Annotated in this window: 12 protein-coding genes; 7 read left to right on the forward strand and 5 right to left on the reverse strand. The window is 71.0% G+C overall.

Annotation, left to right across the window (positions count from 1 at the left end; translation table 11 throughout):
- Positions 1 to 49 precede the first annotated feature (49 nt).
- Both ACFU9P_RS22145 and ACFU9P_RS22150 read right to left on the reverse strand, forming a co-directional pair.
- Entirely contained in the window at positions 50 to 1,981 is a 1,932-nt protein-coding gene (locus ACFU9P_RS22145) for an AAA family ATPase (protein WP_384083415.1), read from the reverse strand.
- A gap of 366 nt (positions 1,982 to 2,347) precedes the next feature.
- Positions 2,348 to 2,977, reverse strand: a complete 630-nt coding sequence (locus tag ACFU9P_RS22150) for a uridine kinase (protein WP_384083418.1) — start codon at positions 2,975 to 2,977, stop codon at positions 2,348 to 2,350.
- 235 nt (positions 2,978 to 3,212) lie between these two features.
- Here ACFU9P_RS22150 and ACFU9P_RS22155 point away from each other — a divergent pair, with 235 nt between their 5' ends.
- Positions 3,213 to 4,568, forward strand: a complete 1,356-nt coding sequence (locus ACFU9P_RS22155) for a peptidase C39 family protein (protein WP_384083421.1) — start codon at positions 3,213 to 3,215, stop codon at positions 4,566 to 4,568.
- Between the two features lie 143 nt (positions 4,569 to 4,711).
- Entirely contained in the window at positions 4,712 to 5,404 is a 693-nt protein-coding gene (locus tag ACFU9P_RS22160; protein WP_376385241.1) for a TetR/AcrR family transcriptional regulator, read from the forward strand.
- A 21-nt stretch (positions 5,405 to 5,425) separates the two neighbouring features.
- On the opposite strand, the gene ACFU9P_RS22165 is transcribed toward ACFU9P_RS22160, so the two are convergent.
- The gene (locus tag ACFU9P_RS22165) at positions 5,426 to 6,673 is read right to left on the reverse strand and encodes a glycoside hydrolase family 18 protein (protein ID WP_384083424.1); all 1,248 of its coding nucleotides are present in this window, start codon (positions 6,671 to 6,673) and stop codon (positions 5,426 to 5,428) included.
- Between the two features lie 352 nt (positions 6,674 to 7,025).
- On the opposite strand from ACFU9P_RS22165, the gene ACFU9P_RS22170 reads away from it, so the two are divergent.
- Positions 7,026 to 8,198 (forward strand): acyl-CoA dehydrogenase family protein, encoded by a 1,173-nt coding sequence (locus tag ACFU9P_RS22170; RefSeq protein WP_384083427.1) that lies wholly within the window; start codon positions 7,026 to 7,028, stop codon positions 8,196 to 8,198.
- 53 nt (positions 8,199 to 8,251) lie between these two features.
- Here the strand turns inward: ACFU9P_RS22170 and ACFU9P_RS22175 are convergent, their stop codons facing one another.
- Positions 8,252 to 8,647 carry a hypothetical protein gene (locus tag ACFU9P_RS22175; RefSeq protein ID WP_384083430.1) on the reverse strand — a complete coding sequence of 132 codons (396 nt, stop codon included), beginning with the start codon at positions 8,645 to 8,647 and terminating at the stop codon, positions 8,252 to 8,254.
- A gap of 204 nt (positions 8,648 to 8,851) precedes the next feature.
- Here ACFU9P_RS22175 and ACFU9P_RS22180 point away from each other — a divergent pair, with 204 nt between their 5' ends.
- From ACFU9P_RS22180 to fxsA, 4 genes are all read left to right on the forward strand, one after another.
- A complete protein-coding gene (locus tag ACFU9P_RS22180; RefSeq protein WP_376385252.1) occupies positions 8,852 to 9,292 on the forward strand; it encodes an Lrp/AsnC family transcriptional regulator in 441 nt (146 codons plus the stop codon).
- 153 nt (positions 9,293 to 9,445) lie between these two features.
- Positions 9,446 to 11,062 carry an amidohydrolase gene (locus ACFU9P_RS22185; protein ID WP_384083432.1) on the forward strand — a complete coding sequence of 539 codons (1,617 nt, stop codon included), beginning with the start codon at positions 9,446 to 9,448 and terminating at the stop codon, positions 11,060 to 11,062.
- Positions 11,063 to 11,569: 507 nt separating this feature from the next.
- On the forward strand, positions 11,570 to 12,355 hold the full coding sequence (locus tag ACFU9P_RS22190) for a polyprenol monophosphomannose synthase (RefSeq protein WP_376385258.1): 786 nt from the start codon (positions 11,570 to 11,572) through the stop codon (positions 12,353 to 12,355).
- Between the two features lie 46 nt (positions 12,356 to 12,401).
- The gene (gene fxsA, locus ACFU9P_RS22195; protein WP_384083435.1) at positions 12,402 to 13,010 is read left to right on the forward strand and encodes an FxsA family membrane protein; all 609 of its coding nucleotides are present in this window, start codon (positions 12,402 to 12,404) and stop codon (positions 13,008 to 13,010) included.
- Positions 13,011 to 13,122: 112 nt separating this feature from the next.
- Here the strand turns inward: fxsA and ACFU9P_RS22200 are convergent, their stop codons facing one another.
- On the reverse strand, positions 13,123 to 13,497 hold the full coding sequence (locus ACFU9P_RS22200) for an RNA polymerase-binding protein RbpA (RefSeq protein ID WP_003959706.1): 375 nt from the start codon (positions 13,495 to 13,497) through the stop codon (positions 13,123 to 13,125).
- Positions 13,498 to 13,600 lie beyond the last annotated feature (103 nt).

The raw sequence follows: 13,600 nt of genomic DNA on the forward strand, positions 1-13,600 counted from the left end.
CGGCACGGGTCGTCGCGTCGGCAGCGGCCGATGTGACGCGCGGAGACCTTCAGGAGGCCGGAGGTTCCTGCGATCCCCGCGTCGCCGGGCCGCGCCCCGAGAGCACCTCGCCGTACGCCTGCATCAGATCCGGCAGCCGCAGTGTCGCCAGATCGTCGCGGGTGGGCGTACCGCTGTAGCCGGACAGCCGCAGATCGCGGTACGCGCAGCTCTTCTCGTACAGGGTCCGTACGAAGCGGCCGTTGCCCAGCTCGTCGATCCATCCCTGGTCGACGACATGGCCGCTGATCGACAGCAGTTCGTCCGCGGACTCCTCGTCCCAGACGTCGCCGTTCTCCGCGGCCAGCACCCCGCCGATCGCGGTCAGCTCCAGCGGCCGGTAGCTGGGGAAGTCGACCCGGCTGGTGAAGCGGGAGGACAGACCGGGATTGGTGGCGAGCAGCCGGTCCATGCCCTCCGGGTAGCCGGCCAGGATGACCACGAGATGGTCCCGGTTGTCCTCGGCGCGCTTGAGCAGCACCTGGAGCGCCTCGTCGCCGTACGCATCGCCCTTGGTGTAGCCGGAGTTGGACAGGCTGTACGCCTCGTCGACGAAGAGCACCCCGCCGATCGCGGAGTCGATCAGCTCGTTCGCCTTGACCGCGGTCTGCCCCAGGAACTCGCCCACCAGATCGGCACGCTGGGCCTCCACGAGATGATCGCCGCCCAGCAGCCCGAGGGCATAGAAGATCCGCCCGAGGATGCGCGCGACGGTGGTCTTGCCGGTGCCGGAGGGGCCCGAGAAAACAAAGTGACGTTTCGGCGGCTGTACGGGCAGCCCTTCGCCGGCCCGCAGCCGGGCCATGTTGAGCTGCGCGGAGATGGCCTTGACCTGGCGCTTCACCGGTTCCAGACCGACCATCCGCTCCAGCTCGGCCAGTGCCTCGGCCAGCAGCGCCGGATCGGTCGGGCCCTCCGGGAACCGGGGCTGGGCCGGCTGCGCGGGTGGTGGCGGCACCTTCTCCCGTACGTCGTCACGCGCCGGCACCGTGCCCCCGCCGCCCATCTGCGGCTGGCTCTCCCGGCCGAGCAGTACGTCGGAGCCCAGCGGCCCCTCGCTCTCGCCCTGCTGCGTGTCCATCGCGTCCGCCGTGTCCTGGCCGAGGCCCGCCAGCGCCACCGAGGCCAGCCCCGCCGGGTCGTCCGGCCCCTCGTAGCCGTCCGAGTCGGAGTCGGTGATCGCGGCCAGCCGGGCGGCGGTGTCCATGAACGCGGGATCGAGCCGGTGCACGGCCCGGTACAGCGGTAACGCGGCGGCGCTGCGCCCGGTGCCCTCATGGGCGCGCGCCAGCCAGTACCGCAGCTCCTTGCGCTGGGGCTGCTCGCTGCGGCAGCGCATCAGCGCCGTGGACAGCAGCGGCAGGGCCTGCCCGTACATCTCCAGTCTGACCCGGGCCATCCCGCCGAAGAGCCCGGCCTCGATACCCAGCAGCGGATCGTTGACCAGCGGCTCGGTGTGCCGTACGAGCTGGTCCCAGTCCTTGACCAGATACGCGCGGCAGGCGTGCAGGAAGCGGACCTGCGGGTCGGCGTCGACCGGCGGCAGCCCCGCCAGTGCCCGGTCCAGCTCCGGCACATGCCGGCCGTCCAGCCAGTGCGAGGCGTGCGCGAGCAGCAGATCACGCCCGCTCTCCAGCACCGGCTGCACCCACCAGCCCAGCCAGTACCAGGAGTTGAGGGTACGGCGGTGGCGGGCGCGCTGCTCACCGAAGCGGTCGCGGTGGCGGTACATGTGCAGCAGGGCGGGGGTGGTGTCGACGCGCAGCGCGTGCAGCCCGAGCCAGCCGTCGGCCATCCCGGGATCGAGCCGTACCGCGGCCCTGAACTCCTCCTCGGCCTGGGGGTACGCCCCCATCGTGTACGCGTCCACTCCGCGCACCCAGGCGAGGTCGGCGGGGGCTCCGGTGCCGCCCTGTGTGCCGATGCCGCTGCCGCTCTCCATCAGCCTTCCCCCACAACAAACCGTGCCCCCGGATTGTCCCGCCGGGCGGGCGCCCGTCGGCAGCGTGCTGAACCACCCTCTGGCGGACGGGAATTGACCGCACCGAAAGGCATCGTACCTGCGCAGAGGGTGTGCGACTAAGGGCACCACACAGAGGTCACAGTGGTGACCCAGGGTGAGCGGGAGAGGTGGCGCGGCCGGGGAAAACCGGCGAAGAGGGCAGAACGAAGCCCCCGATCACGGGGGAACAATCGGGGGCTTCGCGTCCGCGACGGCTCCGAAAAGCCGCACATTGAGAACGTAAGACCTGTCCCGCCCCTCGGTCAAGCCGAGTTGGGCACTCGTGCGCAACCGATTTCCGACTGCTCAGTATGGAGGCCGAAACTGATCACCGTCGGTGATGATTTGATCCTGCAACGCTCCCGAACGGGGGCCCGGGAGCATCACATACCCCTCGCGCACCTCCCGTATCAGGGCGTCCGCGAACGGGCGGGACGGGTCGGCCGAGAAATGGCGAGTCTCCGCCGTTGTCCAGCCGTCCCAGAAACCGGACAGACCGGGTCCGTCGCGCCGCCGCCCCCGCTCCCACGACTCCTCCGCGCCCCGGTCCATCCAGAGCAGCCGGGCCAGATACGGCCGCAGCGCCCGCCGGCCCGCTCCGACGCCCTCGATCAGGACGACGGGGGCGACGGGCAGGGCGCGCGGCTCGGTGAAGCGCCGCAGTGTCCAGTCGTACGCCTCGTAGCGCGCCGTCGCGCCCCGGGAGAGGGGTTCGATGATCCGGCGCGCGAGCCGCTCCGTCCACGCGAACAGCTCCGCGTGCGACGCCATGTCGTCTATACGGAGGACGGGCGCGCCGCCGAGCGCCGCCGCGAGCCGCGCCGCGAAGGTGCTCTTGCCGGAGCCCGCGTGCCCGTCGACCGCGATCAGCCGGACGGGGCCGCAGGAGGGCGGCAGCGCGCGCAGGGCCGCGGCGGCTTCGGTCAGGTCGTCCATTCCGCCCACCCTACGAGGCCCGCCCTGCCCACCGTGTCCCGTCTGCGTCCGCGAGGGCGGCGAGGTCCCAGGTCACGCCACTGGTGGAGACCAATATTGGTGCGACGACGCGGGACGAATCGCTGGCCGAAGCCCGCCGCGAACCGCGATAGTGGCGACTACCGGCCCCATCGCGTACCCGCTCGCGCCCGTCCGTGTCTCCCCCGACATCTCTGTGCCCCCGACCGGAGGTCCCGTGACCAGCTCCCCCTCGCGCCGCTCCGTCCTCGCCGCCGCTCTCGCCGCAGCCGGCGCCGGAGCGGTCTCCGCCGTCCCGGCGGCAGCCGCCGCCCCGGCCGGGCCCGGCCGGTCCACGCCCCTCGTGGACAACGCGTTCTGGACCTCGTACGAGGACTGGCGCTCCGGCGGCCACGCGGGCACCCGGGCCGTGCCGGGCGCCCGGCCGACCCTGACGATCGCCGCGCCGGCCGGCCGTACCGACTATCTCGATCCGCACACCGGGAGGACCAGCACCTGGGAGTACGCGGCCTGGACGTCACCCTCGTACCGCTCGAAGGTCCCCGCCACCGAGGTGATCGCCTCCTGGAACGCCGCCACCCCGGCCGGCACCTGGCTCCAGATCGAGCTGCGCGGCCGGTACTCCGACGGCACCGACACCCCCTGGTACGTGATGGGCCGCTGGACCGCCGGGGACGGCGACGACGGCATCCGGCGCACCTCCGTCGACGACCAGACCGACGGGCGCAGCACCATCTGGACCGACACCTTCTCGGTGGACGACCCGGCGAGCGGGCTGCGCCTCGTCTCGTACCGGCTGCGGCTCACCCTCTACCGGACGCCCGGCAGCGGGCTCACCCCGGTGGTGCACCGGGTCGGCGTGATGGCCTCGGACATCCCCGACCGGTTCACCGTCCCCGTCTCCGTGCCGGGGCTCGCCCGTGAGCTGACCGTGCCGCGCTACTCGCAGAACATCCACGCCGGGCAGTACCCGGAGTACGACAACGGCGGCGAGGCCTGGTGCAGCCCCACCTCCTCACAGATGATCATCGAGTACTGGGGGCGCAGGCCCAGCGCCGGGGAACTGGCCTGGGTGAACCCGGAGTTCGCCGATCCGCAGGTCTGCCACGCGGCCCGGTTCACCTATGACTACCAGTACGAGGGCTGCGGCAACTGGCCCTTCAACGCCGCCTACGCCGCCACCTACCGGGACATGAGCTCCGCGGTGACCCGGCTGGGCTCGCTCACCGAGGTGGAGACCCTGATCCACGCGGGCATTCCGGTCATCACCTCGCAGTCCTTCCTCAAGGAGGAGCTGACGGGCGCCGGTTACGGCACCTCGGGCCATCTCATGACCGTGATCGGCTTCACGGCCGACGGCGATGTGATCGCCAACGACCCCGCCTCGCCGAGCAATCCGGCCGTACGCCGGGTCTACCGGCGCGCGGAGTGGGAGAACATCTGGCTGCGCACCAAGCGGTACAACGCGTCCGGCAATGTCGCGTCGGGCACCGGCGGTGTCTGTTACGTCTACTGGCCCGCCACTCCGTCCGCGGCCCAGCGGCGCGCCCTGCGGGCCGTGGGCCTGCTCTGATCGAGTGCGGCGGCCGGGCCCGGGGGGATTCCGTCAGGCCCTCCCGGGCCCGCGCGGCCGCTCACCGGGTCTGTGTACTGTCTCTGCAATACTGCGGGAACTCTTGCGGGAGTCCCGTGGCAGCCGGAGACCAGGACGCGAATGTGAATCGTAGTCAACAGCGTGGCACCTCACAGCGATCCCAGGTGCGGCGCTCCGAACTCATCGCGACCGGGCGGAAACTGTTCGCCAACACCTCGTACGACGCGCTCTCGATGGACGACATCGCCCAGCACGCCGGGGTCGCCAAGGGCCTGATCTACTACTACTTCAAGAACAAGCGCGGCTATTACCTCGCCATCGTCGAGGACTCCGTCACCGAACTGGTCACCCTCGCCGCCGCGGGCCAAGCCGAACTGCCGCGTACGGAACGGATCCAGCGCACGGTCGAGGCGTACCTCCGCTTCGCGCAGCAGAACGAGGCCGCGTACCGCACCATCATCACCGGCGGCGTCGGCTTCGACACCCAGGTACAGGCCATCCGCGACGCCGTACGGACCGGTCTGGTCTCCACCCTCGCCGAGGGCGCCTACGGCAGGAGCGACATCCCGGCGATCGCCCGGCTCGCGCTGCTGGGCTGGCTGAGCAGTGTCGAGTGGCTCACGCTGGAGTGGCTGGGCCACCAGGAACTGACCCTGGAGATCCCGCGCGATCTGCTGGTACGGATGCTGCGCCACACCCTCAACACGATCGAGGAGTTCGCGCCGGACTGCCCCGCGCCGCCGCCGGACCTCAACTGGCGCCCGTACACGGGACAGTCGCCGGACGGGCTGACGACGGGCCCGTCCGGCGACTGAGAATGACATGCAGCAGGCGTACTAGCTGATGGACTTGATCAGCTCACCGTTGGTGGTGTCGCCGCTCAGCTCCCAGAAGAACGTGCCGCCCAGATTCTGCTGGTTCTTGTAGGCCATCTTCCCGGCGATCGTCGCGGGCGTGTCGTAGCTCCACCACTGGTTGCCGCAGAAGGCGTACGCCGTGCCGCCGACCGTGCCGTTGGCCGGGCAGGAGTTCTTGAGGATCTTGTAGTCCTCGATACCGGCCTCGTACTTGCCGGGCGCCGCGCCCGTCGCCGTACCGCCCGGCTCCTTCTGCGTCACTCCGCTCCAGCCGCGCCCGTAGAAGCCGATACCGAGCAGCAGCTTGTCGGACGGGACGCCGAGGCCCTTGAGCTTGCTGATCGCCGCGTCGGAGTTGAAGCCCTCCTGCGGGATGCCGGGGTACGAGGTGAGCGGGGAGTGCGGGGCGGTGGGGCCCTGCGCCGCGAAGGCACCGAAGAAGTCGTAGGTCATCGGGTTGTACCAGTCGAGGTACTGGGCGGCGCCCGCGTAGTCGGCGGCGTCGATCTTCCCGCCGTCCGAACCGTCGGCCGTGATGGCCGCGGTCACCAGGTTGCTCGGACCGAACTCGGCGCGCAGCGCGGCCGCGAGGTTCCTGAACGCGTCGCGGCCACTGGTGTCACAGGTCAGACCGCAGGCGTTGGGGTACTCCCAGTCGATGTCGATGCCGTCGAAGACATCGGCCCACCGGGGGTCCTCCACCAGCGCGCGGCAGGACTGGGCGAACGCGGCCGGGTTCCTGGCCGCCTCGCCGAAGCCGCCGGACCAGGACCAGCCGCCGAAGGACCAGATGACCTTGAGACCGGGGTGGCGGGCCTTGAGCTTGCGGAGCTGGTTGAAGTTGCCCCGCAGCGGCTGGTCCCAGGTGTCGGCGACGCCGTCGACACTCTGGTCGGCGGTGTACGCCTTCTCGTAGTCGGCGTACGAGTCGCCGATCACGCACTTTCCGCCGGTCACATTGCCGAACGCGTAGTTGATGTGGGTGAGTTTGTCCGCCGAGCCGGACGTCTCGATGTTCTTGACATGGTAATTGCGGTCGTAGACACCCCAGTTGGTGAAGTAACCGACCACCTTGCTGCCGGCCTTGGGGGCGGCGGAGACGGTGGTGACGGTCTCACCGGCCGAGGCGCTGCCCGCTCCGGAGAGCAGGGTCACGCCGAGCGCGGCCGTACAGGCGGCGGCGATCAGCGCCCGGAAACGGGCGCGCGAAGTGCGAAGCATGCGCATGGCATCTCCTCGTGGGGGAGGAAGAAGTGAGTGGGGGGAACGGTGTGACATGAACGCGAAGTGACATGAACGCGTTGAGAGCGAACGTTAGAAGGACTAGACCACTGGGGTCAATGGTGCGGACCATCTTCCGTCGTACGGGAGGGACCTTGTCCTGCCCGTGACGGAGGGGCGCCGATCGGGCATACTCGACGCGCCACAACCGCTGGTCAGCCGCTTCCGTGATCCGGGAAGGCAGCATCGGTTGGGCAGAACCGCCGTCCGGGGGCACTCCCCGGACACCAGCCGGCGGCGCCGCTCACACCCCGCGCGTGCGACCGCCGTAGCGCCCGACAGGGAGGAGAGCGCCGCCATGCCCGACCGCGCCCCGCGACCGGTGGACCGGCAACTGCCCACCGAGGAGTCCCAGGACCTCATCGCCCTCGTACGCGACATCATCGAGCGGGAGATCGCCCCCGGGGCGGCCGAGGAGGAGGCGGCGGGGCACTTCCCGCGCGGGCTCTTCACCCTGCTCTCGGCTTCCGGCCTGCTCGGCCTCCCCTACGACTCCGCCCATGGCGGCGGGGACCAGCCGTACGAGGTCTATCTCCAGGTCCTCGAAGAACTGGGCTCCGCCCGCCTCACCGTCGGCCTCGGCGTCAGTGTGCACTCCCTGGCCTGTCACTCCCTGGCCGGCTACGGCACCAAGACCCAGCAGACCGAGTTCCTGCCCGCGATGCTGGGCGGCGGGCTGCTCGGGGCCTACTGCCTCTCCGAGCCGGCCTCCGGCTCGGACGCGGCCTCACTCCGTACCAAGGCGGTACGGGACGGCGACGACTGGGTGATCACCGGCACCAAGGCCTGGATCACCCACGGCGGTATCGCGGACTTCTACACCGTGCTGGCCCGCACCGGCGAGGAGGGCGCGCGGGGCATCACCGCCTTCCTCGTACCGGGCGACGCGCCCGGTCTGAACGCGGCGGCGCCCGAGAAGAAGATGGGCATGAAGGGCTCGCCCACTGCCCAACTCCACTTCGACGGCGTACGGGTGGCCGACAGCCGGCGGATCGGCGAGGAGGGCCAGGGCTTCGCGATCGCCCTGTCCGCGCTCGACTCGGGCCGGCTCGGCATCGCCGCCTGCGCGATCGGCGTCGCGCAGGCGGCGCTCGACGAAGCCGTCGAATACGCCACCGGCAGACGGCAGTTCGGCAGACCCATCGCGGACTTCCAGGGACTGCGCTTCCTGCTCGCCGACATGGCGACCCGGATCGAGGCGGGCCGCGCGCTCTATCTCGCCGCGGCGCGGCTGCGCGACGCGGGTCTGCCGTTCTCCCAACAGGCCGCCATGGCCAAGCTGTTCTGCACGGACACCGCTATGCAGGTCACCACCGACGCCGTGCAGGTGCTCGGCGGCTACGGCTACACCACCGACTTCCCGGTGGAGCGCTATATGCGCGAGGCGAAGGTGCTCCAGATCGTCGAGGGCACCAACCAGATCCAGCGCATGGTGATCGCCCGCCATCTCGCGGGCCCGGAAACCCGCTGAACCGGTCCCCGGCCCGCCCTCTGACGAACCGTCAGCGGCGGTGCCGGGGCACCTCAGGCGGCGTGGCGCAGGGTGGGAACCTTGAACGGGCGCGAGCCGGGACCGCCGACGTGCGAGAACGGCTGGGTCCGCCAGTTGAGTCCCTGAGGAAGCGTCAGCAGCAGTGCGGTGTCCTGCTCCTGGACCTCGTACGACGCGTCGGCGGGGCGGGCGTCCGCCGCGGGACGGCCCGTACCGGCGCAGACTGCGAGCACGAACGGGTTCCACGGGGTGGGGCACAGCGCGTGTTCCGGCAGGACGTCCTCGTCCGCCAGCAGCGCGATCGGCTGCGCACAGTCGGGGCAGACGACCCGGTACATCTCAAAGGTGTCATAGGAGTCGATGTCGTCGGCGTCGACAAGATCGACCGGCTCCGGTTCCGTACGTCCGGCGCGCTTCAGGCTCTGCATGGAGACATTCCCCCTCGGGTGGGCCGACCAGGCACTTGTGGTCTCGACCACAGCAAGGAATTCCCGTCGCGCGAGCCAGGTAACCGTAAGGTCTCGATGGACCCTGTCATATACCTGTGGTCTTCATCACATGCCCCTTACGGACGCCTCTTGGCCGAGTTGCCGACTGTGCCTGAGGTGACCTGGGGCAATAGGTTGATCCGTATGGAGGAGCTGGATCGTCAGATCGTGGAGTTGCTCGTCAACGACGGCCGCATGAGCTACACCGACCTGGGCAAGGCCACGGGCCTGTCCACCTCGGCCGTACATCAGCGCGTGCGCAGACTGGAGCAGCGCGGGGTCATCCGCGGTTACGCGGCCGTCGTCGACCCGGTGGCGGTCGGCCTGCCGCTCACCGCGTTCATCTCGGTGAAACCGTTCGATCCGAGCGCGCCGGACGACATCGCGGAGAGGCTGGCGGGGATTCCGGAGATCGAGGCGTGCCACAGCGTGGCGGGGGACGAGAACTACATCCTCAAGGTGCGGGTCCCGTCGCCGCTGGAGCTGGAACACCTCCTGACCCGGATCCGCTCCCTGGCCGGAGTCTCCACCCGCACGACGGTGGTCCTCTCCACGCCTTACGAGTCCCGCCCCCCGTCGTTCTGACCCCGGTCCTCAATCGCCGGACGGGCTTGTTCCCGCGCGGGCTGCGAAATCCAGCCCGTCCGGCGATTGAGGACGGAACCGCCCGCCCCGGCGCCGGGTGCCTGGTCCGAACCCCCGCGCCCCCGCCCGGCGACGACCCGCCACACTGGTCGCATGAACTCGCGCACCACCCTCCTCCGCAACGGCGAAGTCCACAGCCCCGCCGACCCCTTCGCCACCGCCCTCCTCGTCGAGGGCGGGCACATCTCCTGGGTCGGGTCGGAAGGCGCCGCGGACTCGTTCGTCGCCGGTGCGGATGAGGTCGTCGATCTCGAAGGCGCGCTCGTCACCCCCGCGTTCACCGACGCGCATGTCCACACCACCGCCACCGGCCTCGCCCTCACCGGTCTCGATCTCTCCGCCGCCCGCACCCTCGCCGAGGCGCTCTCGCTCGTACGGGCATACCGCACCGCCCACCCCGACAGCCGGATCCTGCTCGGCCACGGCTGGGACTCCGCGCGGTGGCCCGAGCAGCGGCCGCCCTCCCGTGCCGAACTCGACGAGGCCGCCGGCGGCCGGCCGCTCTATCTGCCGCGTATCGACGTGCACTCCGCCGTCGTGACCACCGCCCTGCTCGACCTCGTCCCCGGTGTCACCTCCCTCACCGGCTACCACCCGGACGCCCCTCTGACCGCCGCCGCGCACCACGCCGTACGGGCGGCCGCCCATGGCGCCGTCAGCGCACGCCAGCGCACGGAGGCACAGCGTGCCGCGCGCGAGCGCGCCGCCGCGCTCGGTATCGGCACCCTCCACGAGTGCGCGGGCCCCGACATCTCCGACGAGGACGACTTCGCCGCGCTGCTGAGACTCGCGGACGAGGAGCCGGGCCCCCGGATCCACGGCTACTGGGCCGAGGCGGTCACCGACGAGAAGGGCGCCCGGCGCGTCCGTGAGCTGGGCGCGGCGGGCGCCGCGGGGGACCTCTTCGTCGACGGATCCCTCGGCTCCCACACCGCCGCGCTGCACGACCCGTACGACGACGCGCCCCACACCGGCACCGCGCATCTCGACGCCGCCGCGGTCGCCGCCCATGTCGCCGTCTGCACCGAGGCCGGGCTCCAGGCCGGTTTCCACGCCATCGGCGACGCCGCGATCACCACGGTCGTCGAGGGGGTACGGGCCGCCGCCGAGCGCGTGGGCCTGCCCCGGGTCCGCGCCGCCAGGCACCGCGTCGAGCACGCCGAGATGCTGACCCCCGACACCATCGCCGCCTTCGCCGAACTGGGCCTCACCGCCTCCGTCCAGCCCGCCTTCGACGCGGCCTGGGGCGGCGAGGAGGGGATGTACGCACGCCGGCTCGGCGCCGCCCGCGCCCGTACGCTCAACCCGTACGCCGCCCTGCTGCGCGCCGGCGTCCCCCTGGCCTTCGGCTCCGACAGCCCGGTCACCCCGCTCGACCCCTGGGGCACGGTCCGCGCCGCCGCCTTCCACCGGACGCCGGAGCACCGTATCTCCGTACGGGCCGGATTCACCGCCCACACCCGCGGCGGCTGGCGCGCCGTCGGCCGCGACGACGCCGGGACGCTCGTCCCCGGCGCCCCCGCCGACTACGCGGTCTGGCGCACCGAGGAGCTGGTGGTCCAGGCCCCGGACGACCGGGTGGCCCGCTGGTCGACCGACCCGCGTTCGGGCACTCCGGGCCTGCCGGATCTCACTCCGGGCAGGCCGCTGCCGGTCTGTCTGCGGACCGTTGTCGCCGGACAGACGGTGTTCGTGCGACCGAACGAGTGACGTGCGGACATTTCGTACCGCCGACCGATGTTCCCGGTCTCGGTCGCGACCTGCGGATCTTCCCCACTGACCTGGTGATTCGGGCTGAAATCGCAGGTCAAACGGCTATTGACAGTAAGCCTCCACCGGCGGGTAGGTTCGGCCGAGTCCACCACAGGACGTCCGTCCGGCAAGCTCCGCGCAGTCGTCGAACGCCGCTGGGCCATGGGGAGGTGTGCCGCACCGGCGCACCACCACTGGGAGCCAGGTCCAGCATCCGCGTCCGGCGGCGAGGGAAGGTTTCAGCCGGCCGGCGGGTGCGACCCGGGCGGGGCCCCGGCGTTCAGTAGACAACGGCTTTCGGTCGACCCGCAGCCAGCGGGTTCCAGGTCGGCCCGAAGGACGCCGGGTTCCCTACGGCATCTCCGGACATCGCCCCCGCCCGCCCCGACACCCAGCACCCGGGGCCGCCGCCCTCCGCGTGCTCGCTATGGTGGTGCCCCTGCGTACGGCAATTAAGGGGCAGTAGTGAACGACGGCGGTCAGAGGCGGTACGGCCCGCTCGGCACGGCCTTGGTGATCATCCCGACCTTCAACGAGGCGGAGAACATCAGGTCGATCGTCTCCCGGGTCCGCGCCGCGGTGCCGGAGGCCGACATCCTCATCGCCGACGACAACAGCCCCGACGGCACCGGCAAGATCGCCGACGTACTGGCCGCCGAGGACACCAAGGTCCGGGTGCTGCACCGCAGGGGCAAGGAAGGCCTCGGCGCCGCCTATCTGGCGGGATTCCGCTGGGGCATCGAACGCGACTACGGCGTACTCGTCGAGATGGACGCCGACGGCTCCCACCAGCCCGAGGAACTGCCCCGGCTGCTGACCGCCCTGAAGGGCGCCGATCTCGTCCTCGGCTCGCGCTGGGTCCCCGGCGGACGCGTCGTCAACTGGCCCACCACCCGCAAGGTGCTCTCGCGCGGCGGCAGCACCTATTCGCGGGTTCTGCTCGGGGTGCCGATCCGTGATGTCACCGGCGGCTACCGGGCGTTCCGCAAGGAGACCCTGGACCGGATCGGCCTCGACGCCGTCGCCTCGCAGGGCTACTGCTTCCAGGTCGACCTGGCCCGGCGCGCGGTCGAGGCGGGCTGCCATGTGGTCGAGGTGCCGATCACCTTCGTCGAACGCGAGCTGGGCGACTCGAAGATGAGCCGCGACATCGTGGTCGAGGCGCTCTGGCGGGTCACCGCGTGGGGGGTCGGGGCGCGCGCCAACCGGCTGCTGGGCCGCGGGCCCGCCGGACAGAACCGGCCTTCCTGACTGCCCCCATACGCCATCCCGGCCCGTGCCCAGGCACACTGGAACCATGACGACCGCGCATCCGTCCCGGACCGTTCCCAAGCGCTCCCGTGCCCGCACTCTCCTCCCGCTGGGCATCGCCGCCTGGCTGGTGCTGGAGATCTGGCTGCTGATCCTCGTGGCCGACGCGGCGGGCGGGCTCACCGTTCTGTTGCTGCTGGTGGGCGCGGTCGTCCTCGGCTCGGTGGTGATCAAGCGGGCCGGCCGCCGTGCCTTCCGCAACCTCACCGAGACCCTGCAGAAGGCCCAGAAGCAGCAGCAGGAGCACCCCGGGGAGCCCCTCGTCCCGGAGCCCGCCAACGGGACCACGGGCAATGGCTTTCTGATGCTGGGCGGCCTGCTGATCATGCTGCCGGGGCTGATCACCGACGTGGCGGGTCTGCTGCTGCTCGTACCGCCCGTACGGACGGCCCTCGGCCGGTACGCGGAGCGTTCGCTGGAGCGGCGCATGGCCACGGCGGCCCCGCCCGGCAGCCTCGGTGACGCCTTCCAGCAGGCCCGGATGCGGCGGCCGGACGGCAAGGTGGTGCAGGGCGAGGTCATCCGGCACGACGAGCACGGCCCGCGCCACCCCGACGACGAGAAGGACGGCCCACGCCCGCCGCTGACCCCCTGAAGCCCGTACCCCCCGGCATACAACGAGCGGCATACAACGAGCCGCGGGCTGCGGCACACACACTCGGTGTGACGCAGCCCGCGGCTCTGTGCTGTTGTGTCTCGCTGCTCGGTCAGGCGGACTTCCGGCTGTCCCGCGGATGCACGGCGATGTTCATGGCGCCGGAGCGCAGGACGGCCAGCCTCTCGGCCAGCACTTCCTCCAGCTCCTCACGAGTGCGCCGCTCCATGAGCATGTCCCAGTGCGTACGCGCAGGCTTGCCCTTCTTCTCTTCGGGACCATCCCCGTCCACCAGGAGTGCCTGGGCGCCGCACGCCTTGCACTCCCACTCCGGCGGAATTTCCGCCTCTACCGAGAACGGCATCTCAAATCGATGGCCGTTCTGGCATGCGTACTCCACCGCCTGGCGCGGGGCCAGATCGATGCCGCGGTCCGTCTCGTAGCTGGTAACCACGAGTCGCGTGCCGCGGAGAGCTCGCTCACTCATGAATCGTGCCTCCCGGGCTTGTCGCCCACAGGACAGGTGTCGCTGTCGTCGTCATCCGGTCAACGTCCGGTCGGCGGTAAAGATTCCCGTTCCGGGTCATGCG

The sequence above is a fragment of the Streptomyces sp. NPDC057617 genome (assembly GCF_042800555.1).
GTDB lineage: Bacteria > Actinomycetota > Actinomycetes > Streptomycetales > Streptomycetaceae > Streptomyces.

Excerpts from the sequence above, each read along its gene's own strand:
- ACFU9P_RS22145 (WP_384083415.1), bottom strand. The coding sequence starts at position 1,981 with ATGGAGAGCGGCAGCGGCATCGGCACACAGGGCGGCACCGGAGCCCCC.
- ACFU9P_RS22150 (WP_384083418.1), bottom strand. The coding sequence starts at position 2,977 with ATGGACGACCTGACCGAAGCCGCCGCGGCCCTGCGCGCGCTGCCGCCC.
- ACFU9P_RS22165 (WP_384083424.1), bottom strand. The coding sequence starts at position 6,673 with ATGCGCATGCTTCGCACTTCGCGCGCCCGTTTCCGGGCGCTGATCGCC.
- ACFU9P_RS22170 (WP_384083427.1), top strand. The coding sequence starts at position 7,026 with ATGCCCGACCGCGCCCCGCGACCGGTGGACCGGCAACTGCCCACCGAG.
- ACFU9P_RS22175 (WP_384083430.1), bottom strand. The coding sequence starts at position 8,647 with ATGCAGAGCCTGAAGCGCGCCGGACGTACGGAACCGGAGCCGGTCGAT.
- ACFU9P_RS22180 (WP_376385252.1), top strand. The coding sequence starts at position 8,852 with ATGGAGGAGCTGGATCGTCAGATCGTGGAGTTGCTCGTCAACGACGGC.
- ACFU9P_RS22185 (WP_384083432.1), top strand. The coding sequence starts at position 9,446 with ATGAACTCGCGCACCACCCTCCTCCGCAACGGCGAAGTCCACAGCCCC.
- fxsA (WP_384083435.1), top strand. The coding sequence starts at position 12,402 with ATGACGACCGCGCATCCGTCCCGGACCGTTCCCAAGCGCTCCCGTGCC.
- ACFU9P_RS22200 (WP_003959706.1), bottom strand. The coding sequence starts at position 13,497 with ATGAGTGAGCGAGCTCTCCGCGGCACGCGACTCGTGGTTACCAGCTAC.